Source organism: Pseudomonas mangrovi (genome assembly GCF_003052585.1).
Lineage (GTDB): Bacteria > Pseudomonadota > Gammaproteobacteria > Pseudomonadales > Pseudomonadaceae > Aquipseudomonas > Aquipseudomonas mangrovi.
In genome coordinates, this window is record NZ_QASN01000007.1 from 16811 (window position 1) to 40541 (window position 23731).

General features: G+C 63.2%; 19 protein-coding genes. 5 read left to right on the top strand and 14 right to left on the bottom strand.

Annotated features, from left to right (window positions below):
* The first annotated feature begins 316 nt into the window (after nucleotides 1–316).
* Nucleotides 317–619, top strand: coding sequence for a DUF3509 domain-containing protein (locus tag DBO85_RS04260; RefSeq protein WP_108105590.1), 303 nt, complete (start codon nucleotides 317–319; stop codon nucleotides 617–619).
* 1 nt (nucleotide 620) lies between these two features.
* Here the strand turns inward: DBO85_RS04260 and DBO85_RS04265 are convergent, their stop codons facing one another.
* Nucleotides 621–1088 carry a phosphate-starvation-inducible protein PsiE gene (locus DBO85_RS04265; RefSeq protein ID WP_177429730.1) on the bottom strand — a complete coding sequence of 156 codons (468 nt, stop codon included), beginning with the start codon at nucleotides 1086–1088 and terminating at the stop codon, nucleotides 621–623.
* A gap of 207 nt (nucleotides 1089–1295) precedes the next feature.
* Here DBO85_RS04265 and DBO85_RS04270 point away from each other — a divergent pair, with 207 nt between their 5' ends.
* Nucleotides 1296–1553 (top strand): YebG family protein, encoded by a 258-nt coding sequence (locus DBO85_RS04270; RefSeq protein ID WP_108105592.1) that lies wholly within the window; start codon nucleotides 1296–1298, stop codon nucleotides 1551–1553.
* A gap of 271 nt (nucleotides 1554–1824) precedes the next feature.
* Here DBO85_RS04270 and DBO85_RS04275 read toward each other — a convergent pair whose 3' ends face one another.
* From DBO85_RS04275 to DBO85_RS04295, 5 genes are all read right to left on the bottom strand, one after another.
* Nucleotides 1825–2679 (bottom strand): FHA domain-containing protein, encoded by an 855-nt coding sequence (locus DBO85_RS04275; RefSeq protein ID WP_108105594.1) that lies wholly within the window; start codon nucleotides 2677–2679, stop codon nucleotides 1825–1827.
* A 167-nt stretch (nucleotides 2680–2846) separates the two neighbouring features.
* On the bottom strand, nucleotides 2847–4397 hold the full coding sequence (locus DBO85_RS04280) for a serine/threonine-protein kinase (RefSeq protein ID WP_108105596.1): 1551 nt from the start codon (nucleotides 4395–4397) through the stop codon (nucleotides 2847–2849).
* 7 nt (nucleotides 4398–4404) lie between these two features.
* Complete coding sequence (locus tag DBO85_RS04285) at nucleotides 4405–5214, bottom strand: PP2C family protein-serine/threonine phosphatase (protein ID WP_108105598.1); 810 nt, start codon at nucleotides 5212–5214, stop codon at nucleotides 4405–4407.
* Between the two features lie 100 nt (nucleotides 5215–5314).
* A complete protein-coding gene (locus DBO85_RS04290; protein ID WP_146168164.1) occupies nucleotides 5315–6220 on the bottom strand; it encodes a hypothetical protein in 906 nt (301 codons plus the stop codon).
* A gap of 144 nt (nucleotides 6221–6364) precedes the next feature.
* On the bottom strand, nucleotides 6365–8572 hold the full coding sequence (locus tag DBO85_RS04295; protein ID WP_158268873.1) for a hybrid sensor histidine kinase/response regulator: 2208 nt from the start codon (nucleotides 8570–8572) through the stop codon (nucleotides 6365–6367).
* Between the two features lie 297 nt (nucleotides 8573–8869).
* On the opposite strand from DBO85_RS04295, the gene DBO85_RS04300 reads away from it, so the two are divergent.
* Nucleotides 8870–9874 (top strand): GGDEF domain-containing protein, encoded by a 1005-nt coding sequence (locus tag DBO85_RS04300; protein WP_233356549.1) that lies wholly within the window; start codon nucleotides 8870–8872, stop codon nucleotides 9872–9874.
* A gap of 12 nt (nucleotides 9875–9886) precedes the next feature.
* On the opposite strand, the gene DBO85_RS04305 is transcribed toward DBO85_RS04300, so the two are convergent.
* The 3 genes from DBO85_RS04305 to DBO85_RS04315 all read right to left on the bottom strand — a co-directional run bounded on the left by DBO85_RS04305 (nucleotide 9887) and on the right by DBO85_RS04315 (nucleotide 11775).
* Complete coding sequence (locus DBO85_RS04305) at nucleotides 9887–10762, bottom strand: YihY/virulence factor BrkB family protein (RefSeq protein ID WP_108105605.1); 876 nt, start codon at nucleotides 10760–10762, stop codon at nucleotides 9887–9889.
* Between the two features lie 132 nt (nucleotides 10763–10894).
* Nucleotides 10895–11203 carry a TRL-like family protein gene (locus tag DBO85_RS04310; RefSeq protein ID WP_108105607.1) on the bottom strand — a complete coding sequence of 103 codons (309 nt, stop codon included), beginning with the start codon at nucleotides 11201–11203 and terminating at the stop codon, nucleotides 10895–10897.
* A gap of 248 nt (nucleotides 11204–11451) precedes the next feature.
* Nucleotides 11452–11775, bottom strand: a complete 324-nt coding sequence (locus DBO85_RS04315; RefSeq protein WP_108105609.1) for a hypothetical protein — start codon at nucleotides 11773–11775, stop codon at nucleotides 11452–11454.
* Between the two features lie 145 nt (nucleotides 11776–11920).
* On the opposite strand from DBO85_RS04315, the gene DBO85_RS04320 reads away from it, so the two are divergent.
* Nucleotides 11921–12421, top strand: a complete 501-nt coding sequence (locus DBO85_RS04320; protein WP_108105611.1) for a thioesterase family protein — start codon at nucleotides 11921–11923, stop codon at nucleotides 12419–12421.
* 255 nt (nucleotides 12422–12676) lie between these two features.
* Here DBO85_RS04320 and DBO85_RS04325 read toward each other — a convergent pair whose 3' ends face one another.
* Both DBO85_RS04325 and DBO85_RS04330 read right to left on the bottom strand, forming a co-directional pair.
* Nucleotides 12677–13306 carry an alpha/beta fold hydrolase gene (locus DBO85_RS04325; RefSeq protein ID WP_108105613.1) on the bottom strand — a complete coding sequence of 210 codons (630 nt, stop codon included), beginning with the start codon at nucleotides 13304–13306 and terminating at the stop codon, nucleotides 12677–12679.
* Between the two features lie 71 nt (nucleotides 13307–13377).
* Nucleotides 13378–13662, bottom strand: coding sequence for a PIN domain-containing protein (locus DBO85_RS04330; protein WP_108105615.1), 285 nt, complete (start codon nucleotides 13660–13662; stop codon nucleotides 13378–13380).
* 394 nt (nucleotides 13663–14056) lie between these two features.
* Here DBO85_RS04330 and DBO85_RS04335 point away from each other — a divergent pair, with 394 nt between their 5' ends.
* Nucleotides 14057–16996, top strand: coding sequence for a PAS domain-containing hybrid sensor histidine kinase/response regulator (locus DBO85_RS04335; RefSeq protein ID WP_108105947.1), 2940 nt, complete (start codon nucleotides 14057–14059; stop codon nucleotides 16994–16996).
* A gap of 66 nt (nucleotides 16997–17062) precedes the next feature.
* On the opposite strand, the gene DBO85_RS04340 is transcribed toward DBO85_RS04335, so the two are convergent.
* From DBO85_RS04340 to DBO85_RS04350, 3 genes are read right to left on the bottom strand one after another with little or no spacing between them, the layout of a single operon-like run.
* Nucleotides 17063–20251 (bottom strand): type I restriction endonuclease subunit R, encoded by a 3189-nt coding sequence (locus DBO85_RS04340; RefSeq protein WP_108105617.1) that lies wholly within the window; start codon nucleotides 20249–20251, stop codon nucleotides 17063–17065.
* A complete protein-coding gene (locus DBO85_RS04345) occupies nucleotides 20252–21562 on the bottom strand; it encodes a restriction endonuclease subunit S (protein WP_108105619.1) in 1311 nt (436 codons plus the stop codon).
* On the bottom strand, nucleotides 21559–23535 hold the full coding sequence (locus DBO85_RS04350) for a type I restriction-modification system subunit M (RefSeq protein ID WP_108105621.1): 1977 nt from the start codon (nucleotides 23533–23535) through the stop codon (nucleotides 21559–21561). The genes DBO85_RS04345 and DBO85_RS04350 overlap by 4 nt, the downstream gene beginning before the upstream one ends.
* Nucleotides 23536–23731 lie beyond the last annotated feature (196 nt).

The following is a 23731-nucleotide window of genomic DNA, read 5'->3' on the forward strand; positions in this document are numbered from 1 at the left end:
CACGTAACAATCAACGGAGCGCGAATCATATTGAGTTTGATTACTGATTGATAGTCAATTGCATCTCCTTGAGCCGTGACCGAGAGAGCCGACCATATCCGCGACCAACGGCGCCGAGCAGCCTCAGCTGCGCACCAGAATCGCGCAGCAGGCATGGCAAAGAGGCGCAAACGCGACGCTGGAAGCCCTGCGACTTCATCGCCGATCCGCCTACAGGCCACGGGTGACGGGCGATTGCGAGATCCACGAGGAAACTTGCACGGCTTATGCAGGTCAATCCCCCGTCTTCTCCTTCAGACAAGCCAGGTGACCCATCATGTACAACCCATTTCAGGTCCTCACCGACGCATTCGCCAGCGACTACCGGGTGAATTTCAGCCTCGAGAGTCCGGATGGCAGCATCACCCTGCGGCTCTATGACGACAGCGGACTGGTCGCCAAGCGGCTGATCAGTCCGAAGCAGCGCAACGACCCCTGGCGCCTGGACAATCTGATCCAGAGCATCCAGGTCGGCATCGAGATCGATCGCGGCAAGGCGAGCAATCCGACTCTGCTGGCAATGCACGCCGCCCGCCTGGAGCAGCCGACTCGCGCCGCTCCTGGCCAGGTCTGCATCTGAGTCAGTCGACCTCGTCATCGCGCAGCACCCGCTGCCGCGGCTGGGCAGCGGGAAAGCGCGAGGACGCAAAGCGCACCACCAGGATCGCCACGGCGAGCAGCAGGATCGCGCCGGACACATAGACGACGCCCATGTCCGGGCGATGATGGTGCGACACGTCCGAAATCAGCAGGCGGGTCAGCGCGGTGATGGCCACGTAGATCAGAAAGCGCACCGGCATGTGGTTGGTCTTGAAGTAGATCCCGACCATCGCGCCCAGCTCCAGGTAGATGAACAACAGCAGGATGTCGTCGACCGAAATCGAGCCCTTCTCCAGCATGCCGAGAAAGGCATCCACCCCCGCCCAGGCAGTAATCCCCCCGATACCGAACAGCGCCAGATAGTGGAAGCTCTCGACCAGCAGATTGCCGAGCGACTCGGCCAGCCCGTGCATGCGATTGCGCAGTCCTTCGGCAAGATTGGTTTTCACTGTTGATTCCCCATTGAGTTGAAAGCAGTCTGGACAGCTCAGACCACAGAGCAAGCGAAACGCTCTGCACCGGGCTTTCGAGAGCATACCCAGAGCAGATGACGCTGCTTGATGGTGGTTTCACTGCGGGGCTGGGCAACTCGGCAGACGCCGCTTATACTGTACGGAAATACAGTATCAACCCGATGGGAAGGCAGAGGTGAATGAATGGCCGTCGAAGTGGTGTATCGCAGCAGCCGGGATCCGGAGCGCCTGTTCATGGATAAGGCCGAGGCGGATCGTCATGACAAGATGCTCGAGCTGGCCGAGCGCCTGAGTTCGGCTCTGCACAGGGCGGTTCCGTCGCTGAGCGATGAACAGGGCGAGGAGCTGGGCATATTCATGGCCCGCCACCGCGACGTCTTTGCCCGCGCCTTCAAGAGCCAGCCCGACGCGCTCGACGAACTCGGCGCCAGCGCAGAGTAAGAACATCCCCTTGGCCCGGGCCGACTTCTTCGGCCCGGGTCTTTTTATTTGCGGTTTTGCGGCGGGCAAAGCGCCCCCACGGTTCGAGCACGAGTGCCTGCAGGCGCGGCGACACGCTGATCAGCGCAGACTGCGCATGCTTCGAGCACTGCGTGGGAAATTCGGATCTGCGGGATGCGCCAGCGGCCCACGGCACGCTGGACTGTCTTTGCGTTAGCAGCAGTAGGTTGCAGCCGCCCTGCTCCGGCACTGCCGGGAGGGCGGTATTCGTTCAGAGCAGAACGACGGCTGCGACGACCACCGCAACGACCAGCAGCGCACCGACCATCAGTGGAATCAGCATCGTCGAGCCAGCGGCGCGCTGCGGTACCGCGGCGGGTTCGGGCTGCTGGGCGGCATGCAGCGGATTGGCAGCGCCGGCGCGGCCACTGGGCTTCTCCGCCGGTTTCTGCGCGGCTGCGGGCAGGTCGGCAACGCGCATGAAGCGAGTCGCGTCTTCCTGTACTTCTTCGCGCACGTCCACCTTCGGGCCGATCACCATCAGAGTGACCGAACCCATGCGCAGCTGATCGCCCGACTGCAGCACGGCGGTCGAGACCTTCTGATGATTGACGAAGACGCCGTTGGCAGAGGCCAGGTCCTTGATCTCGAGTACATCGTTCTTCAGAAAGAACTCACAGTGCCGGCGCGACAGCTCGATATCACTGAAGCACAGCTCGCATTTGACCGAGCGGCCGAAGGTCATCGAGCCGGTGATGGGAAACTTGCGGCCCTCGTGCTCGCCCTGCATGACCTGCAGTGACCAGCGCGCCGGCGGGGAAGCGAGTTTGAGGTTGCTGCGTGCCGGGTCGACCAGCTGCAGCTCGCGACCGCCGATACGGACCTTGTCGCCATCGCGCAGCTGGAAATTGCCCGAGATGCGCTCGCCGTTGACGAAGGTGCCGCTCTCGCTCAGACAGTCGCTGAGGTAGTAGTGGCCATTCTCCTGACGGATCTCGGCATGTTTGGCCGAAACGCCGGGATACTCCAGCACCAGATCGTTGTCCGCCCCACTACCGATGCCGAAACGCTCGGCGGCCAGCCAGACCGGGGCCTGATGGTTATCACTGAAATGAATCCTGAGCATCTCGATGGCACCTTGACTGCAGTGGTTGGTAGGACAGCGTTGACGGCCTCGCATCTTCGGCGCGAGTAGGCCTCAAGTGCAACTCCAACAGCCTTGATGGTCAAGTGTCGCGCCACCCGGGCGTTGAAATCGCTGATGTTCGATCCGGGCCAGTCCTGGCACTGCCCTCAACGAAACACCTCATTCCATATCTGTTTGACCGAGTTGCGCACCTCGCGGACCTGGCTGGCCGGTCTCCGGGGCTGACTTTCGGCTCGTCGCCTGGCCGCCTCGAAGGCAGCCACCCGGCGCGCGTGCTCCTGGCGTTTGACCAGCAGTGCGGGATTTTCCGGTTCGACCTCCAGGCCGCGTTCGATCAACTCCAGCGCCTGGGTGTAGTCGTAGCGCGAGTAGGCCCCCTCGCTCATGTCGGCATAACGCTGGGCAATCTTGCCCAGGCCGATCAGCGCCCGAGGGTCATTCGGCTCCCAGCCGAGCACCTGGCGGTAGTAGTAGACCGCGCCGTCGTCCTCGGGTAACAACAGCTTGTCTTCGGCGAAACGCTGTTCGGCCAGGGTCAGGTAACCCTCGATGCGCGCGCGCAGCACACGCTTCAGCCCGTCGAGCGCCTGCACGTTGCCCTCATCCAGCGCCAGCGCGCGGCGGAAATAGTAGTCGGCGTTGTCCTGCTCCGGCTGCAGCAGCCGGCCCTCCTGCAGGCTCAGCTCGCCCTGCACCAGCACCTCGGCCAGGGTTTCGCGCTGATGGGTGAAATACGAGGAGATCGCCACCGCCACCGCCAGCAGCACGCCAAACAGCGCCCCCACCGCCAGCAGCGGCGTGCGCAGTCGATCACTGCGCCGACGTTGCGGAAGCGCGGCAGGAGGCACTGCCGCAGCGGCGAACGGAGTACTGCGCAACTGGGTCGCGTCCGGATCGCTGGCGCCCAGCCCGATCAGGTCCTGCAGCAGCTCGTGGCAGTCGGGATAGCGCGCCTGCGGCTCCTTGGCGAGCATGCGCTCGAGCAACGGCTGGTACACCCCCAGGCTGCCGGGCAGACGTGGCACATCCATCTGCAGATGCTGCATCACGCTGTCGGTGTAGCTGGCGCCGCGAAACGGGTTGCTCCCGGTCAGCAGCTCGAGCAGCGTGACGCCGAGGCTGTAGATATCGGTGCGCGCGTCCAGCGGCAGGCAGCGCGCCTGTTCCGGGCTGCTGTAGGCCGGGCTGCCGACGGCGATACCGGCGTGGGTGAGGTCACTGTCGATCTCCAGTGCTTTGGCTACGCCGAAATCGGTGATCACCACGCTGCCATCCTCCCGAAAGAGGATGTTCGCCGGTTTGATATCGCGATGAATCAGGCCCTTGTCGTGGACTACCGCCAGGCCGCTGGCGATCTGGCGGGCGATGTTCAGCGCACGCAGCGGTTCGAATACTTCGCCACGGTGCTGCGCCAGATCGCCCCCCGCCAGGTATTCCATGGCCAGGTAGTAGCGACCATCAGGCAGGCGGTCGACATCGTGGATGGTGATGATTCCCGGATGTCGCAGGGACGCAACGATGTGCGCCTCCTTGACGAAGCGCTCGCTGAAGCTCTCGTCCGCGTCGGCGTGCAGTACCTTGATCGCCACCTTGCGCTGCAGGGATTCCTGTGTGGCCAGGTAGACGTCGGCCATTCCGCCTTTGCCCAACCGGCGGTGCACCGTATAACCGGGTATCTCGAGCACGCTGTCGTTCATTGCCAATCTATGCATTGCGGGAAGGGGGAACGCGCTTGCCGAACAGGCGGCGCAGCAGGCCAGGCCGCGGTTGCGCCGCGTCTGTCTCATGCGGCGCCGAGCGGCCGAGCACTATGCAGGAGATATTGTCGCGGCCACCATGGCTATTGGCCAGCGCCACGAGCGACTCGACCAATTCCACCAGAGTACCGGCGCGAGTGCAGAGTTCCCGGATCTGCTCGTCCTCCAGCTCGCCGGTCAGACCGTCGCTACACAGCAGCAGCAGCTCGCCGGGTGCCAGCTGCAACTCGACGCTCTCGACCTCGAGGGCCTGGTCGTCACGTCCCAGACATTGCAGGATCACGTTGCGCCGCGGGTGGTGACGAGCCTCCTGCGCACTCAGCTCACCGGCATCGACCATCGACTGCACCCAGCTCTGGTCATGGCTGAGCTGCTCGATGCCGCTGCGGCCGATCCGGTACGCGCGACTGTCGCCGACCCAGGCCAGTTCGCAGCGCTCGGCGTGGAAATGCACAGCAACCAGGGTCGTGCCCATGCCTTCCACCGCAGCGTTGGCTGCCACCTCTGCAAGAATCGCCTGGTTCGCCTGATGCACCGCCTCGACCAACGCCATGCCGTCAGCCATCACCCGCTCCAGCGCAGCCAGCGCAGTGGCACTGGCGAGGTCGCCACGACTATGGCCGCCCATGCCGTCGGCGACCGCCCAGAGGCCGAGATCGGGGCGGCAGAGCACGGCATCTTCGTTATTGCTGCGCACCTGGCCCGCAACGCTCAGGGCGGCATACTCGAGGTCCTGCGACTGTGACTGGGGGGGCATGACGGGCTGCCGTGCAAAGGTTTAAGGGGGCTGGCAACAGGGCCGCCGATGTTGCGCCGAGGTTACTGCAAAAGCATTCGTTCGGCCGCAGATCAGCTCACTATTCTGACGCCGAGGGCCGTTTCATCGGCAGCAGCGGCGGCACGTCGGCACGCATTCGATAGTAGGCGGCAATCTTCTCGGCGTAGACGTTGTAGGTAGTCTCCGGCATGTACCGGCGATACAGCTCGAGCATCGGCTGCGGTCGCCGCGACAGCTCACGGATCGCCTGATCCAGGCGCCCGGCCATGCGCAGGCCCCATTCGCTACGGGTGCAGTAGATGCCGCTTTCGACCAGTGCCAGGCTTTCCTGCAACGGCACGGCAATCAGTGGCTGCTGCAACCGCGAGTCGCCGGTCATTCTGTTGATGATGGTGCCGAATTCGAAGCTGTAGTCCAGTCGGCCTACGCTGACCATCAACGGCAGGTTCTCGCCTCCGCTGGCACCGCCCACCCACTCCAGGCGCCCGGACTCCAGGCCACCGTGCAGCAGCTCGAGAATCTCCTCGGGGTAGGTTCGCGAAGTGGATAGCCCGCCGAGAAGATGGGGATCCTGCAGCAGCTCACGCAGCGAGACCCGCTCACCGTGCAACGGAAAGCGCTGCAGCTCGTCGCGACGGATGACCAGTTGAATCGGCGTGCTCACGGTGAAGGGCACGAAATGGCCGATGCGATCGGTATCAGCGCGACGAAAGAAAGGCGCGGCGCAGAAGTCCAAGCCCTGCGCCATGTCCTGCTGCAGACGTCGATAATTGGCGGCGCGATAGCTCGATTGCAGATCGGGCAGACGATCCTCGAGCAGGTGCAGGGCATCCAGCTGCATGCCGCGCACCGGCACGCCATTTTCCAGCTCGACCACCCCCGGTAACGGCAGCAATGCCCAGGGCAGCGGCTCGGCGGGTGCATGAGTGCTCCAGCCGAGACCGGCCACTACCCAGATCGCCAGCGCCTTTGCCCATCCTCGCATCACCTGCTCGCTCCCTTCGCAGCTGGCCCACAACAGTCGGACTCATCGCCGGAAAACCATGGCATTTTCGACCCAAACCACAGCTCGCACCAGCGACCGGCGACAGAACGTGCAAATCCCGATCAATGCTGCCGGCCTGCTGCCTCAACCTGACGGCGGTGAGCGCTCCTGCAGCATCTGCCGCAATGCTTCCGCCAGCGTGGCCGCGCGATAGGGCTTGGCCAGCACCCTGAAGCCGAACTCCGCAGGTGCCCGTTCGCTGTAGCCGGTAGCCAGCAGGATCGGCAGACTCGGCTCCAGCGCGCGTACCGCCAGCGCCAGGCCGATGCCGTCCAGCGGGCCGGGCATGACGATGTCGGAGAACAGCAGGTCGAAGCGCTGGCCGGGTGCGACGCCTGGCTCCAGCGTTGCCTGAAACAGCGCCAGTGCCTGTTCGCCGCCGTGAGCGGTACAGACCTGGTAGCCCAGGCTCTCGAGCATGTCGGAAACAACTTCGAGCACATGCGGATCGTCGTCCACCACCAGGATCCGGGCACTGGGCAGCGACGGCTCGGTCAACTCGTCGACACTGCCTTCGGTAGTCAACGGCAGGTCGCTCAGCGGCAGACGGAGGATGATGCGGGTCCCGCTACCAGCCTCGCTCTCGATCCGCACGCTGCCACCACTGGCACCGGCAAAACCATGCACCTGGGCCAGCCCGAGGCCAGTGCCCTTGCCCACTTCCTTGGTGGTGTAAAACGGGTCGAACGCCTTCTCGCGGACTTCCTCGCTCATCCCGCTGCCAGTATCGGCGACACACAGTTCGACGCTGTCCAGGGTCTGATCGGGGCGACACAGACTGATACGCACTTCACCGCCACCGGGCATGGCATCGCGGGCATTGAGCACCAGATTCAGAACCGCCAGTTCGCACTGCAGCGGGTCCGCGAACACCGGCCAGGGCTGTTCCGGCAACTGGTAGCGCATCTGCACACGGCTGGGCAGCGCACCGTCGAGCAGATCATGCATGCCCAGCAGCAACTCGCGCAGATCCAGCACCCGTGCTTCGGAAACCTGATTGCGGCCGAAGGTCATCAACTGCCGGGTCAACTTGCTGCCCCGCTCCACCGAACGCATACAGGCCTCCAGCGCACGTTGCGCGCGAGGCTCCTCTACCGAGCGCAACGCCAGTTGCAAGCCGACCGTCAGCGCCTGCAGCAGGTTGTTGAAATCATGCGCGATACCGCCGGTCAGGCGACCCAGGGCCTCGAGCTTCTGCGACTGCAGCAGTGCGCGCTGCGAACGTTCCACTTCCGCCACTGCCTCCGCCACCCGCGCGGCCATCTCCAGCTTGGCGCCCTGGATCTGTTCACTGGCCTGGGCCAGCACCCGGGCAGTGCGGTCGGTTTCGACCATGCCGGTGGGTACCGGGCTGATCATCTGGCCGCTGCCCATGGCCTGGGCTGCAGCATCGAGAATGCGCAACGGCATGGAAATCTTGCGTCCCACCCAGTACGCCAGGGCGATGGCAATGGCCAGCAACCAGAACGCACCCAGGCTGGCGAAGAGCACCGCAAAGCCGGTACGGCGCTGCACTTCCAGTTTCGGCTGGGCGATTACCACGGTCCAGCGCGAGGAAGGCGCACGACTGAAATAACTGAACATACTGACGCCATCGCGCCCCACGGTCTCCTGAAAGCCTTCCTCCTGCGCCATCACCCGCCTGCGGAAGGAGTCACTGACCATGCTGCCGACATAGGTCGGCGCCTCATGCGTCCGCGCCACGATGCGACCTTCACGGTCCAGCACCGTGCCCTGCCAACCCGGTGGCAGACGCTGAGTGGTGAGCAGCTCGCTGAGCTGCTGCGCCGAAGAGCTCATGTAGAGGTAGTAGCGCAACTGACCGTCGCGGATGACCGCACGGCGCACCGAGAAACTGTAGAGATCGCTGATGTTGGAGCGATACAGATTGCTCACGCTCTCGTCCGCCGAAGGCGGGTACGACAGACCACTGGAACGTTGTGGCAGGGGCTCGCCGAAAGGCTTGCGGGTGTTGAGCAACTGCTGCCCGTCGGGATCCACCAGAACCACGCTGTTGTCCCAGGTGGGCGCGATCTGCCGCGCCTGCTGGTAGAACTCCAGCAGATCGCCACGGCTAAGCGCTGGCGACGTCGCCAGGGTTGCGACCATCGCCTCGCGCCGGGAAATATCCTTGTCCAGCGCCAGCGACAGGGCCCGCGTGGCTTCGCGCATACTGCGTTCCACCTCGGCGCCCTGATCTTCGTACACATAGGAGATGGCGAAGGAAGCAGCCAACAGCGTAGGTGTGAGTACCGCAAGAACGAGCAGGATCAGCTTGGAACGGATCGACACGATAAACAGACCAAAGCAGAACCCGAAGGTCGGGTAACAGTGATCTGGAGGGTAGCACAGCGAACTCCGGCATCGAGCGACGGCCAGCACAGCTGCGACATTCATCCGAGCCACACCTGTTCCACCGCCGAGCCGTGGTCTGACAATGGCACCAGCCTGCAAAATCGACCGTGAAAATGCACACCAGCCGTCCCGGCTCGGCGAGGCCAGAGTGGCCGTTGGATCATGCATATTCGCTAAGCTCGATATCGACTGACAGTGCAACTTCGTGTTCCCCGTCCACCCATGGGAAATGGCATGTTCGAACGACTGCGCAGCAACTACCAACTTTCGGTTCTCACCCTGATGGGGTTGCTGCCGATCCTCACCATCACGCCCTACGGCATCTACCGACTGATCCGCGGGGATCTGACGGTGGCGGTGCTGGATGCGGTGATCGTGATCTGCTCGCTGCTGGGCGTGGCGCATGCCTGGCGCACCGGCGACACCCGCCGTCCGGGGCTGATCATGTCGCTCATGGTCTCGGTCTGCGCGGTGCTGGTGGTGCTCAACCTGAAGACCACCGGGCTGTTCTGGATCTACGTGGTCATCGTGTTCAACTTCTTCGTCGTCAGCCCGCGCTGGGCGCTGCTGCTCACCGCCGCGACACTCGCCGCCATCGCCCTGCTCGGCCGTGGTACCGAGGTTTTCGCCAACGACTACCAGTTGCTCTCGTTCCTTTTCACCGCCCTCACCGCCAGCGGGCTGGTGCTGATCTTTGCGCTGCGCGCCCGCACCCAGCAGGATCTTCTCGAACAGCAAGCCAGCCTTGACCCCCTGACCGGCGTTGGCAATCGCCGTGCTCTGGAGATCGAACTGGCCATCGCCAGCGCCACGCAGAAACGTCACCGCACCCGCTACGGCGTACTGGTGCTCGATCTGGATCACTTCAAGCGGGTCAACGACCAGCACGGGCACGCCGCCGGAGACGAGGTCCTGGTCGAGTTCGTCGAGCGGGTGAAGAGCTCGGCGCGCGGCGAGGATCGCCTGTTCCGTACCGGCGGCGAGGAATTTCTGCTGCTGTTGGCCAACATCGACCTGGATGGCCTGCTCAGTGTCGCCGGCAAACTGCTCGCCCGTGTCGGCGAAAGGCCATTCGGCAGCGTGGGGGGCGTGACGGTATCGATAGGCGGGACGTTACTCGGCAGCCCGGAGCAATGGCCGACGCAGATCCGTCACGCGGACGCCCTGCTCTATCGCGCCAAGCTCGCCGGCCGCGATCGCGCGATGGTCGAGGAACAGGAGCTGGCGCGCCAGGGCTGATCCCGGCGTCGGTCAGGAGGGCACCTGGCGCTCGCCCGGGTCCTTGCCGTCACGGGCATGGTGCTCGATCACTGCATTGAGTTCGGCGCCGAGCAACAGCACGGCGGCGGAGATGTAGAAGTACAGCAGCAGCACTATTACCGCGCCGACGCTGCCATAGGTCGCGTCGTAGTCACTGAAGTTCTGCACGTAGAAGGCGAACCCCAGCGACGCCGCAATCCACACCGCCACGGCGAGAATCGAGCCGGGAGTGATGAAGCGGAACTCCTGCTCCACATCCGGCGCAAAGTAATACAGCAGCGCCACGGCGAGCATCATCATCACTACCACCAACGGCCAGCGCAGCGCGGTCCAGATACCGGTGGAAAGCGACTGCACACCGAACTGGGTCGCCAGCCAGTCGATCAGCAGCGGTCCGCCGAGCATCAGCGCCGCCGCCACCAGCAGCATCGCGGCGATGCCCACGGTGTACAGCAACGACAGCGGAAAGCGCTTCCAGGCCGGACGAGTCTCGCTGACGTCGTAGGCACCGTTCATGGCCACCATCAACGAACGCACCCCCGCCGAGGCCGTCCACAGCGCAAAGAGGATGCCGAATGAAAGCAGACCGGCCTGGCGCTTCTGCAACTCGGCGATCACCTCGTCGACCGTCTCCAGCGCCACCGGCGGCAGGAAGATCGCGGCCTGCTCGCGAATCCAGTCAAAGAACTGCGGCAGATGCAAAAAGCCCAGCAGAGCAATCAGAAACAGCAGGAAGGGAAACAGTGACAGCAGCATCTGGAAGGCCAGCGCGGCGGCGAAGGTGGGCATCTCATCGGCGGAGAACTCGGCCAGCGTGCGTTTGACGAGTGTGCCGGTACTCAGCCCGCCCAGATCCAGAATCGCCATGCCTTCCTCCCCACGTCATCGCGTCCGGATGGACGCAGCATGCCGGGTAGACAGGATTCGCCAGTGCAGGGTTCGAAGCAAGTCGCCGAGCGGGGGACGCCGGACCGCATTGCACGGCCCGGCGGAAGGCAATCAGCTGCCAGTGACGTTGACGCAGGTGCTGCCGAAGAACGGATAGAAGCCCTTGGTGTGATAGTCGGCGGTGGCCACGCTGCTGATACCACCTGCGGTCTTCGCCGCCTGAATCGATGCATCGCCCTTGTTGATCAGACCGATGATGGTGGTCGCGCAGGCCGAGCCGGACTTGCTGCCCTGCGCGGTAGTTGCAGTGATCGGACCCTTGACGTCGGTGATCAGGCCCACGCCAACCGGTGACATACCGGTGGCGCAGCCGCTGAGCAGAACGGCAAAACCGGAAGCAAGAAGGACTTTCTTGATCATGGGTGTAACTCCTTTTAACTCGATGGGGTGTTGCGGCAGGCCGGAAAAGCCACGAGAACAACGCTAGGCGCTGCACCGCATTCCCACAAGTCGGCGCATGCCGCGATTGAAAAACTGCCAAACACGCCCGCTTTTCGAGCAGCCCATGGCAAGGACGCGGCGCGAAGCCCATCTACCCTGATCCGCATTGCGTTAGGCATGTTGCTTGAGACTCAGACTTGAAGCGGGTTCGCCGTACGCGCCGCGCCTCAACGCACCCGCTGATAGCGTTCCTGGCCGGAGCCGGGCTGGTGCTCGATGCGCAGGCCGCCGGGATACTCGGTGCTCTGCCGCAGACCACCGCTGTTGCGCTGCTGATACTGGATCTGCAGGTCTTCCTGACGACTCGGCAACAGCGGTACCTCGTAGCCACCGATGCGCTCACGCACCTCGCTCTGCGAATGGCCGTAGACGCTACCGGATGCGCCAGGGCTGACATAGCTCTTGGGAATCACGCGGATTTCCGGGCGCGGTTCCGCAGCGCTGGCGGATACAGCGAGCCCAAGCAGAAGAAGCAATGCGGATCTGTTCACGGGTTGCTCCGGGATTGACGGCTGGAAAGCACTGACGGTACCTCGTCATGAGGGTTGACCGTCGCCAGGCGGACCCGGTTCACTGCCGGGATTCCGCGGAATGTAACACCAGTGCAACCCGAACAATGACAACAATGGAGTCGCCATGGCCGGCCTGCTGCGCAACCTGATCACCCTGCTGCTCGCCCTGCCCGGCGTCGGACGGCATCTGAGCAACGAAACGCTGAAGATCCGCTTCTGGGCCTCGCCGCTGGACGCCGGCATCCGCAATCTGAAGAGTGACCGCTACCTGCAATTTGCCGAGTGCGCGCAGCTCGATTTCATCCTGCGCTGCGGCCTGCTCGGCAAGCTGATGCGCCAGGGTCTGAGCTTCGTCAACGGCTCGCAGCTGATCCGTTTTCAGCGCCCGGTACGGATGTTCGCGATAGTGGAAGTACGCTCGCGAGTGCTCTGGTTCGACGAGCGCTGGGCCTGGTTCGAACACCAGTTCCACAGCCGCGGCGAACTGTGCGCAACGGTACTGGTGAAGATGAAGTTCAAGCAGGGTCGACTGACCGTGCCGCCCGCTACTCTGCTGCACTGCGCAGGCGACAGCCGCCCCGCGCAACTGGACGGCTGGGATGCAGCGCTGCAGGAGCTGACCTGACCAGCCACCCGCGGCCGTCGAATGCAGTCTCTGCAACCGGCAACGAACACTGCCCGAGCCAACTGGCCCAACCGATCGTGGCGATTCTGGCAGCCAGTCCGAACGCCTCGCCTAACAGGCTGTTGAAAAACCTTGGCGAGGCAGCCAGCGCAAGGCAAAAACCGGTGGAAAAGCGCAGTTTACGCGTTGTAAATGAGCATTTTGAGCCGGTTTTTAACGCCGCGATGGCCACGCAGGTTGTTTTTCAACAGCCTGCTAACTCGGCTCGCAGACCGCCAGCAGATGCTCGGCCACCAACTCCACCACCTGCGCGTTGCTCGGCAGCCCCAGGTGGCCATCCTCCACTTCCACGACATCGCAGGACCACCAGGGCATGACTTCTGCGCGGGAAAGCACGCCGTCGTTGACCTGCCCGGCAAACGCTTGCCGGGTTCGCGAATCACCCCGCGTACCGATGATGCTCAGGGTCGGTACGGTCGGCGCACCTATGGCTTTCATCTTCGCAGCGGAGGCCAGTAGCGCACCGGAATCACTGGAGAACATCCGGTACAGACGCTGCGAACGACTCCATCGCGCCAGCCGCGAATCACGCACCGGGGAGGCGAGCAGAACCAGCTGACAAGGCTGGCGCACGTCGCTGGGTAGACGGTTCAACGCCATGCGCAGCAGCACTCCACCCAGCGAATGACCGACCAGCACATAGTCGCCGCGCCGCGCCAGGCGGCGCAGGTTCGAGGCGAGCCTGTCGACAATGCCGTCGAGCCGCTCCAGAGCCGCCAGATAGCCGAAATTCGACGTACGCCAACCCTCGGCGCGCAGGCGGCGCAACAGCGCGCTGCCGCATAGCGGCGAGCGGCCCAACCCGTGGACGAAGAGCACCTGCATGACATTTCCCCCGGTAAGGATGCTGATGTGGGGCTTGGAAAGAGTCCGTGCGCGCAGCGGCTGCAACGGCACTAGGCACCCTGCGCGGCGATCCGATAGCGCAGGTCGATGCCGTCACCACTGCCGTCGCCGACGACCGAGCCGACCACCGGCTCGGCATGCACATCCCGTCCCGGATAGGCCTCGCGCAGATGCCGCTCCGCCACCTGGCACACATGTTCGAACAGGCCGGTGAACTGCGTGTCGCGTGGAATCACGAAATGCAGCGTCACCTGCAGCGCCCCGCTGTCCTGTGGCAGATCGGCCAGACCACAGCTGTTCCACTGATCGTTGACGTAGGCTTCTGCACCTTTCATCGCTCGCTCCTCGCTGTCCGCTTTGCAGATCGGACAGGCATCAAGGGCAGAACGCTCAGGGTGAGGCGATGGGCGTCACTGGCAGAGTGCTGATCAGCGCACAGATTGCCGAAGCATGACCTGTGAACAGGTCTGAGCCAGCGGCCACGCCGGGGTTGAATCCGGTAACGCGCGGAAGTGGCCCGCCGCGAGACGACCGCCTCCGCAGCACCCGGGAGCAACCTCCGGGCCGGAAAAGGAGATTTTTAAAGCCAGCGTTATGCAGGCTTGATAGCCTCAACGGCCGAACGGCGCGAAGCGCCAGGTAGATTCAGAACGATGGTGCGATAGTGTGGCGACCCAGAAAGATCTGACTCGCGAAGAGCTGCAGCGGGAGGTAGCGCGCCTCTCGGCCATGCTCATCGATGCCGGAATCGACCCGGCGCGCGACGACCTCCCTGCGCTTGACCTCGACGCGGCGCACGCCGCCCGATCCTCCGCCCTCGCCCATGCCGCACTTGGCGGGCCAAGCGCCAGCAACCGCACCGCCCTCGCCAAAAGCGCCGGCCGCCAGATGGCGGTGTTCGAGAGCGCCATCGAATTCGCCATCATCCTGACCGACCCGGCCGGCATCATCACCGACTGGAATTCCGGCGCCGCCCACGTGATGGGCTGGACCGCCGAGGAAGTGCGCGGGCAAGGTGTCGAGCGCTTCTTCACCCCCGCAGACCGTGCCAGCGGCAGGATCGCAGAGGAGATGCAGTGCGCCTTGCGCAACGGGCGGGTAGCCGATGAGCGCTGGCATCTGCGCAAGGACGGTCAGCAGTTCTGGGCATCCGGCGAGATGATGCCGCTGTATGGCGACGACAACGGTCATCTGGGCTTCATGAAGATCCTCCGCGACCGCACCAGCGAGCATCTCGCCGGGCAAGCCCTCGAAGAAGCCAAGGAACGCTATCGACTCGCCGCCAAAGCGACCAGCGATGCGGTCTGGGACTGGGACCTGCACACCAACCAGGTGCTCTGGAACGAAGCGCTCGAAGACGCCTACGGCCACCCGCTGGCGACGCTCGATACCCGCAGCGACTGGTGGCTCGCACAAATCCATCCGGATGATCGCGCACGCATCAGCGCCTCCATCCATGCCGTGATCGAGGGCAGCGACGCCTCCTGGTCCGATGAATATCGCTTTCGGCGACACGATGGCTCCTACGCCAAGGTACTCGACCGCGGCCACGTGATCCGCACCCCTACCGGTGAGGCGGTACGCATGATCGGCGCGCTGCTGGACCTGACCCGCACGCACACCGCGGAAACCGCGCTGCGCCGAAGCGAGGAACGTTTCCGCACGGTGGTGGCGACCATCGAAGCGGCGTTCGCCATCGCCGAGGTCAAGTTCGACGCCGACGACAACCCGGTCGACTACCGCTTCATCGAGGTGAACCCGGCATTCGAGCGCCAGGCTGGCGTCGACCTGCTCGGCAAGTGGGTCACCGAGTACGCGCCGGACCTCGAACCCTTCTGGTTCGAGACCTACGGCCGCGTCGCCAAGACCGGCGAGCCGGCGAACTTCGAGAACTACGCCAATACCTTCGAGCGCTGGTTCGACACCCGTGCGGTGCGCGTGGGCGACCCGGCTGATCGACAGATCGGCATCTTCTTCAGCGATGTCACCGAACGGCGCAACGCCCAGGAACGCCTGCGCGCCAGCGAAGCACTCGCCAGGGAAAACGTCGAGCGCGTGCAGCTGGCCCTGGCGGCGGGTGCGATCATCGGCACCTGGCACTGGAATCTGCCAAGCGACATCTTCACCTTCGACGAAGCCTTTGCCCGCTCCTTCGGCCTGGATCCGGCACTCGGTCGCAACGGTAGCCGACTCGAACAGATCGTCACCAACGTCCATCCCGATGACCGCGACGGTCTCGCCACCGCCATCCAGCAAGTCATCGCACGTGGCGGCGCCTACGCCCATCAGTATCGGGTGCGCCGCGCCGACGGAAAGTACTACTGGCTCGAGGCCAACGGGCGCGTGGAACTGGCCGAGGATGGCACCGCCCTGCGCTTTCCCGGCGTGCTCATCGATGTCGAGGAGCGTCGCTCGATCGAGGCCGAACGGGACCGCGCGACGGCGGCGTTGCGCGCGCTCAACGACACCCTGGAGCAGCGCGTCGCAGAACGCACCGCCGAGCTGATGCAGACCGAGGAGAAGCTGCGCCAGTCGCAGAAGATGGAGGCCGTCGGCCAGTTGACCGGGGGCCTCGCCCACGACTTCAACAACCTGCTGGCGGGCATCTCCGGCGCCCTCGAGCTGATGGGCGCACGACTTGCCCAGGGCCGCGCGCAGGACATCGAGAAATACCTGGCCGCTGCGCAGAGTGCAGCCAAGCGCGCCACCGCACTGACGCACCGCCTGCTGGCCTTCTCCCGCCGCCAGACCCTCGACCCGCGTCCTGCCGACGTCAACCTGCTGATCGCCGGCATGACCGAGCTGATCCAGCGCACGGTCGGGCCGGGCATCGCACTGGAGAGCATCGCCGCAGCAGACCTCTGGCCGGCGCGCGTCGACACCAGCCAGCTGGAAAATGCGTTGCTCAACCTTGCCATCAATGCCCGCGATGCGATGCCCAACGGCGGGCGCATCACCATGGAAACCGCCAACCGCACACTGGACGCCCGCCAGGCCCGCCTCTACGAACTGCCTGAAGGCGAGTACCTGACGGTGAGCGTCACCGACACCGGCACCGGGATGTCGCCAGACGTGATCGCCAACGCCTTCGACCCCTTCTTCACCACCAAGCCACTGGGTCAGGGCACCGGCCTGGGCCTGTCGATGATCTACGGCTTCGCCAAGCAGTCGGGCGGTCAGGTTCGCCTCACCTCCGAGCTGGGCAAGGGAACCTCGCTGTGCATCTATCTGCCGCGCTATCTGGGGCAAGCACTCAGCGACGAGGACAGCGCCCAGCACCTGCCGCCGTCGCTCGCGGGCGCCGGCGAGCGAATCCTGGTGGTGGACGACGAGCCAACCGTGCGCATGCTGCTGAGCGAAGTTCTCAGCGAGCTTGGCTACGCGGTGATCGAAGCCGCCGACAGCCTGTCCGGCCTTGAGGCCCTGCGAAGCGAGGCGCACATCGACCTGCTGATCACCGATGTGGGCCTGCCAGGCGGCATGAACGGCCGCCAGATGGCAGACGCCGGGCGCGAGATCCGCCCCGAACTGAAGACCCTGTTCATCACCGGCTACGCGGAAAGCGCCGCCATCGGCGACGGCCAGCTCGGCCCCGGCATGCTGGTGCTGACCAAACCCTTCGCGGTGGATGACCTCAAGGCGCGGGTCCAGGAGCTGATGCTCGGTTAATCATCCCGGACGCTCTCTAGGCCACTGTCACCTGAGAGCTTCCATGCTTTTCAGCCCTTGCGTCATTCAAACCTGGGTCGAAACCCCAGCCTGCTGCGTCAGCATCTTCAAAATCACCAACGCAAACGCCCGGCTCTTGGTCTCGTTATCCAGCACTTCCAGCGACAGCTTCTCGTGGTCGGTCATGGCGTCCAGCACGGTATCGAGCACGCGTTTGGGGAACAGGCCGTGCATCACCTGCTCGACCGAGTGGCTGTTCACCTGGGCCATCACATCCTCCTGGCGGCTGATGCGATTGGCAATGCCGGTGAGGAACTGCAGCTGGTCTTCATCGCTCACTTCGGCACCGAAGATATCGTTGAGCGCCTCGATGATTTCCGACAGCCGCTTCTTCTCCGGGTCATGGGGCTTGCCGCTGCCCAGTCCTGTGGCCGGATCGAGGCCGTAGTCGCCGTCTTCTTCGCTCAGCCGCAGCTGATGCTCGGCACGCTTGGTCAGGCGGTAGTGGGTCAGTTGCAGTTCGCCCACGTCCACGTCTTCCTGATCGAGTCGATCCACGCGCAGCAGCGGGTGCAGGTGCTTGGCATACACGCACAGCTGCTCCAGCTCGCGATCCTCATAGGGAATGATCTGCGAAAGGAACTCGTACAGGCGCACGAAGCTCTGCAGGTTCTTCTTGAACAGGTCGAGCTGATCCACCTGCTCGCCGGCTTCCTTCACGGCTGCTTCGGCCTTCTTCAGGCCGGCGCTGTCGCCGTTCTGCTCGGCAGTACGCTTGAACTCCAGTGCGTGCTGGCGTGATTCCTGGGCCAGCTTGTAGCGCTTGGCGAAACGCTCCCTGGCTGGCGCGCAGTAGTAGCTGAGTTTGCTGGCAGCGGCTTTGGGGTCGAAGAAGGCCAGCGCGAACGCCGTTACTTCCTCCCAATGGTAGATGCCCTCGGCATCCAGCTTCTTCTGCAGGTCATAGATGAGCTGCGGGTCGGTCACGTCGGTCAGCTCGGCCTTGGTGTAGTACGGCAGAAAGGCGTCGAGAATGTCCTGGGCGTCATTGAAGAAGTCGAGGATGAAGGTCGGCTTGCTGTCGCCAAAGGTACGGTTCAAGCGCGACAGGGTTTGCACGCAGTCCACGCCCTGCAGCTTCTTGTCCACGTACATGGCGCACAGCTTGGGCTGATCGAAGCCGGTCTGGTACTTGTTGGCGGCGATCATCACGTTGAAGTCCTGGGTGTCGAAGGCCTCCGCCAGGTCACGCCCGTTCAGGCCGGGGTTGAGCAGGCTGCTGCTTTCCGTCACCTCTTCGGGGATCACCCCGTCCGGCAGTACGCTGCCGGAGAAGGCCACCAGCGGGTGCACATCGTTGTAGCCCATCTGTTTCACATAGGCCTGCACCGCCAGCTGGTAGCGCACCGCCTCCTGCCGGCTGCTGGTGACCACCATGGCCTTGGCCTGGCCGCCCAGCAGGTGGCGGATATTGGCGCGGAAGTGCTCGACGATCACTTCCACCTTCTGGCTGATGTTGTACGGATGCAGGCGCACCCAGCGCGCCAGCTTCATGCGCGCCTTTTTCGAGTCCACCTCCTCGTCGTCGCCGTCCGGGTGGGCGATCTTCCAGGCGGTGCTGTAGGTGGTGTAGTTCTGCAGCACATCGAGGATGAAGCCTTCCTCGATGGCCTGGCGCATCGAGTAGAGGTGAAACGCCTCGGGTTTGTTGTCGGCGCTCGCCGGCAACGCCGGGTTGGCCGGGCGACCAAACAGCTCCAGGGTCTTCGCCTTGGGCGTGGCGGTAAAGGCGTAATAGCTGATTCGCTCGTTGGGCGCGCGGGCAGCCACGGCGGCGTCCAGCAGCTCTTCGGCGCTGATCTCCTCAGCCTCCGGCGCATCGCTGCCGAGAATCTGCTTGAGCTTGCTGGCCGATGAGCCGGTCTGCGAGGAATGCGCCTCGTCGGCGATCACCGCATAGCGCCCGCTGGCCAGCTTGGGGTACTTGTCCAGCGCATCGAACAGCGCCGGGAAGGTCTGGATGGTGACGATGATGATGCGCGTCTGCTCGGCCAGCGCCTCGGCCAGCTGCTCGGACTTGCTCTGGTTGCCGATATCGCGGGTGATGCACTTGACCACGCCCTGGGCGTGCTCGAACTGGTAGATGGTGTCCTGCAGCTGCTTGTCCAGCACGGTGCGGTCGGTAATCACGATCACGGAGTTGAACAGCCGCTGGCCCTCGGCATCGTAGAGCGAGGCCAGCTGATGCGCCGTCCAGGCAATCGAGTTGGACTTGCCGGAGCCGGCGCTGTGCTGGATCAGGTAACGCTTGCCCGGCCCCTCACTGCGGGTGGTCTCGATCAGTGTGTTGACCACTTCCCACTGGTGGTAGCGCGGGAAGATCAGGGCCTCCTTGGTCACTCGCTTGCCGTCGGCATCTTCCTTCACGCTCTTCTGCAGGTGCAGGAAGCGGCCCAGCACCTTGAGCCAGGCATCCGGTTGGAACAGGCGCTGCCACAGGTAGCCGGTGGCGTACTGGCTGTCATCCGGCGCAGGCGGGTTGCCGGCGCCGCCGTCGAGGCTACCGAGGTTGAAAGGTAGGAAGAAGGTGTCCTTGCCGGCCAGCTTGGTGGTCATCGCCACCTCGTTCTGCCCGACCGCGAAATGCACCAGCGCGCCGCGCTTGAAGGTCAGCAGCGGCTCGGGCTTGCGCGTCAGTGGGTCTTTTACCGGGCGGTCGTAGCGGTACTGGCGCTTGGCGTTTTCCACGCTCTGCTTGAACTCGCTTTTCAGCTCCAGCGTGGCGACGGGGATGCCGTTGACGAACAGCACCAGATCCAGGCGCGGGTTGTAGCTCTGTGAAGAATCGGCGCCTTCGCGGTAGTGAGGGGAATACGACACCTCCGGCACCACGCGCAGGCGGTTGCACTGATAGCGCTTGAGGGTGTCCGGGTTCATGCCGTGGTCGGGCTTGAAGCTGCAGGCCTCGATCTTCACCCCCGGCAGCTTAAAGCCATGGCGCAGCACCTCCAGGGTGCCGTCCTGCTCCAGCTCGCGTACCAGCTTTTGTATCAGCACCGCTTCCGGATTATTCGGGTTGGCCTTGGCGAACTTGTCCCAGCGCTCGGGCCAAGCGTCCTTGAAGTAGCCGAGAAAGTCCTCGGTATACAGCGCCGTGCGCCGGTCATAGCCGCTGGCCGGGCCGGTCAGCCAGCCCTGGGCGACCATGGCGGTGATGATGTCCTGCTGGAACTGAGCTTCCTTGCTGTCCGCCATTTAGTTGGCCTCTGCTACTTCTAACTTGGGGGCTTGGGTGCTGGCCGGTGGCTGCCAGCTGCGTACGTCGATTTTGCCGGTCACGGCGGCGGAGATAAGGGCGGAACGGCGTTCTTGGAGTAACTCTATCGACTCGAGCGATTGCGAAAGCAATGCATCAAATCGAGCATTTGCCTCATCGACATATAAACAAATTGACTCTTGCTCGCCGGCAGAGGGGACCAAGACTGGAAGGTTTTCAAAGCCCTGCTGATTCACATAAACCAGTGTTGCCGCGGTACCAATCAGCTCAAAATACTCTTTTGATAACGAGACGATGCTTCTCAGGTACTCAGCCTTAATTTTCCTGGGCTCAAAAGCTTGAAGCTGCTGATTGATAACAACATCAACAGCGTTTATTGCAACTATCCCGAAGCGTCCGACACAGCTTGCAATGACGGCTCCTTTTTTGAGCACTTTAGAGCCTGCCTCACGGGCAGCAAGCTCTGTGACTTTGAGGTTCGTGGCCGAGATATATCCGCCGTTCATATCCTCCATCGTTACCCAAGGAATACCTTCACTATCGTTTAGCTCTGGCTTGTTTCGCTGGGGCACGAATATGTCAGATACAAGCTTCGCCCTGCTTACTACCCAATGCGCCGGCACCTCGCCCAGCCACTCCACGCCGGAGTCTTTCATCGGCACCGTCGGGTCGAGGCCTTTGGTGACGGCGTGGGAGATGACGGCCTGGCGCTTTTCCTTGAGCAGTTCGATCAGGCGCTGCTGCTCTTCGATCAGCGCGTCGATGCGGGCGGTTTCGTGGTCGAGGAAGCGGGCGATTTGGGTTTGTTCTTCTTCAGAAGGGACTCCCAGCACAATATTCTTCATGTCAGAAAAATTCGTGCTCCAGAGGTCAGCAACTATCCCCTTACCCCAACGGTAATATTCCTCTTGGAACAGCTCGCTTCTGAATAAGTGATGGATATATGGACCGTGCAATCCAGCCGGGATCAATACGGTACAGATCAACGAAACCGAGCCATCGAGTGGCGATAACCCGGATGAGCCCTTTCGATCAGAGCGGCTATTGATAACAAAATCGCCTGCCAGAACCTTCTTTCGATTATCTCCGTCCTGAGTTTTTGCTGCGCTTTCAAGCCGAGGAACAATCCCGTTCTTGGTGACTGACAGAGGCTCGAACTCAGTATCACTAGCCCTTTCGCGGCGCTCTTCAAAGTAATGGCCAAGGCGCTTGAGCGTCCAATGCTCAGGTACGTCCCCCAACCACAAAAAGCCTGACGCCTTATATTTCGGGTAGCAGGGAAATGTCATGCCGACAGCCCCTCGATCATTTGCTTGATGCGGTCGGTGCAGGCTTTCAGATCGCGGTCGATCTCTGCCAGCGGGCGCGGCGGCTGGAATACATAGAAGTGGCGGTTGAAGGGAATCTCGAAGCCAACCACACCGACTTCACCGTCCTGCGCATCCGTCTTGCTTTCGTCGATCCAGGCATCCGGCACATGGGGTTTCACTTCGCGCTCGAAGTAGTCGTACACCGACTCGCCCAGCGGCACGTTCTCGTTGTCGCGCAGGCCAGCATCGGCTTCCGGCTGGCCTTTGACCATGCAGATATCGGCTTCTGGGTCGCGCTCGCTCAGGGCGTTGAGGATGGCCTTCAGCTCCGGCGTGCTGGGCGATACATCGTGGGCGCTGAGTGTCTTTTTCAGCAGTTTGCTGAACTGCTCGCGGTTGCGGTGCAGCACGCTGGCGTCCATGGCTTGTAGGGCTTCAATCAGGCGCCGGCGTGCCGGGGCGTCCAGCTTCTCGATGGCTTTTTCTGCCAGCACTTTTTCGAGGCGCTCCGGGCTTGCCTGGAAATTCAGGCGCAGCGGGCGCTCGACGGTGATGCGCCGGTAGCCGAAGGCTTCGACAGGGAAGATTTTGCTCTGCGGGGTTTCCTCGAAGCGGCCATACAGGCGCACCAGCGCGTCGATCTGCTCCTCGGTAATGTACTGGCGCTTGCTGCCGAGGGATTTGCGCATCTTGGCGAAGTGCTGGCTGCCATCGATCAACTGCACCTTGCCCTGGCGCACGGCGGCCTTGTGGTTGCTCAGCACCCACACATAGGTGGCGATGCCGGTGTTGTAGAACATGTCGGTGGGCAGGGCGATGATGGCTTCGACCAGATCGTTCTGCAGCAGGTAGCGGCGAATCTCCGACTCGCCCGAACCGGCGCCACCGGTAAACAGCGGCGAGCCGTTGAGGATGATGCCAATGCGCGAGCCACCTTCACGCGGGTCACGCATCTTGCTTACCAGGTGCAGCAGGAACAGCAGCGAGCCATCGGACACGCGCGGCAGGCCGGGGCCGAAGCGGCCGTTGAAGCCCTTGTCGGTGTGCTCGTCGGTGATCTGCTTCTGCACTTTCTTCCACTCCACGCCGAACGGCGGGTTGCTGAGCATGAAGTCGAAGCGGCTGTCGGGCAGTTGGTCGTCGGACAGGGTGTTGCCCAGCTTGATGTTGGTGACGTCCTGGCCCTTGATGAGCATATCCGCCTTGCAGATGGCGTAGGACTCGGGGTTCAGCTCCTGGCCGTGCAGCGACACTGTGACTTGCTGGCTTATGGACTGGATGTACTCGTCGCCCTCGGAGAGGAAGCCGCCGGTGCCGGCCGTCGGGTCGTAGATGGTGACGATGCTGTTGGGCTTGAGCTTGTCGTCCTGCCCGGTGATCACCAGCGAGGTGGTGAGGTGCACGATATCGCGCGGGGTGAAGTGCTCCCCGGCGGTTTCGTTGGAGCTTTCCGCGAACTTGCGGATCAGCTCTTCGAAGATGATGCCCATGCCGAAGTTGCTGATGCGCTCGGGGCTCAGGTCGGTGGCGGCAAAGCGCTGCACCACCTGATACAGCAGGTTGGCCGACGAGAGCTGCTGCACGAAGTCCTCGAAGTGGAAGTGCTCGAAGATCTCGCGGGCGTCCTTGGAGAAGGACTGCACATAGCTCATCAGGTCGGCGGCAGTCTGGGTGTCGGACAGCGTGCCTAGGGTCAGTTTGGAAGCATTGAAGAACTGCTGCCCGGCTGCGCGCAGCAACAGCCGCTCACGCACCAGATCAGGACGGCCTTCCTGCGCACAGGCCTCACTGATCACCGCGTTCTTGGTCGGTTCCAGAACACATTCCATACGGCGCAGCAGGGTGAACGGCAGGATGATGCGACCGTACTGCGACTGCTTGAAATCACCGCGCAGCAGGTCGGCAATCGACCAGAGAAAGGCGGCCGTCTGGGAATGGTTTTCCGTGTTCACGCGACTGCTCCTGGGTGAGGCGGTAAAAGCCGAACTGTAACCCGGCAGGCAGGCTGAGTTCAGCCCGAAATCGAAACAGGCGCCTGGCTGGCAGGCACAAGAGCGGTACGCAGGCGGGTACGCAGGAAAATCCGCTGTTTGCGGGTCCGGGCTGCCCGCACACAGAAAATAAAAAAGCCTGCATCGCTGCAGGCCT

Bases quoted from the DNA above. Each gene is read 5' to 3' on its own strand.
- DBO85_RS04260 (WP_108105590.1), top strand. From the start codon at position 317: ATGTACAACCCATTTCAGGTCCTCACCGACGCATTCGCCAGCGACTAC.
- DBO85_RS04270 (WP_108105592.1), top strand. From the start codon at position 1,296: ATGGCCGTCGAAGTGGTGTATCGCAGCAGCCGGGATCCGGAGCGCCTG.
- DBO85_RS04275 (WP_108105594.1), bottom strand. From the start codon at position 2,679: ATGCTCAGGATTCATTTCAGTGATAACCATCAGGCCCCGGTCTGGCTG.
- DBO85_RS04280 (WP_108105596.1), bottom strand. From the start codon at position 4,397: ATGAACGACAGCGTGCTCGAGATACCCGGTTATACGGTGCACCGCCGG.
- DBO85_RS04285 (WP_108105598.1), bottom strand. From the start codon at position 5,214: ATGCCCCCCCAGTCACAGTCGCAGGACCTCGAGTATGCCGCCCTGAGC.
- DBO85_RS04290 (WP_146168164.1), bottom strand. From the start codon at position 6,220: ATGCGAGGATGGGCAAAGGCGCTGGCGATCTGGGTAGTGGCCGGTCTC.
- DBO85_RS04300 (WP_233356549.1), top strand. From the start codon at position 8,870: ATGTTCGAACGACTGCGCAGCAACTACCAACTTTCGGTTCTCACCCTG.
- DBO85_RS04305 (WP_108105605.1), bottom strand. From the start codon at position 10,762: ATGGCGATTCTGGATCTGGGCGGGCTGAGTACCGGCACACTCGTCAAA.
- DBO85_RS04310 (WP_108105607.1), bottom strand. From the start codon at position 11,203: ATGATCAAGAAAGTCCTTCTTGCTTCCGGTTTTGCCGTTCTGCTCAGC.
- DBO85_RS04320 (WP_108105611.1), top strand. From the start codon at position 11,921: ATGGCCGGCCTGCTGCGCAACCTGATCACCCTGCTGCTCGCCCTGCCC.
- DBO85_RS04325 (WP_108105613.1), bottom strand. From the start codon at position 13,306: ATGCAGGTGCTCTTCGTCCACGGGTTGGGCCGCTCGCCGCTATGCGGC.
- DBO85_RS04330 (WP_108105615.1), bottom strand. From the start codon at position 13,662: ATGAAAGGTGCAGAAGCCTACGTCAACGATCAGTGGAACAGCTGTGGT.
- DBO85_RS04335 (WP_108105947.1), top strand. From the start codon at position 14,057: ATGCTCATCGATGCCGGAATCGACCCGGCGCGCGACGACCTCCCTGCG.
- DBO85_RS04340 (WP_108105617.1), bottom strand. From the start codon at position 20,251: ATGGCGGACAGCAAGGAAGCTCAGTTCCAGCAGGACATCATCACCGCC.
- DBO85_RS04345 (WP_108105619.1), bottom strand. From the start codon at position 21,562: ATGACATTTCCCTGCTACCCGAAATATAAGGCGTCAGGCTTTTTGTGG.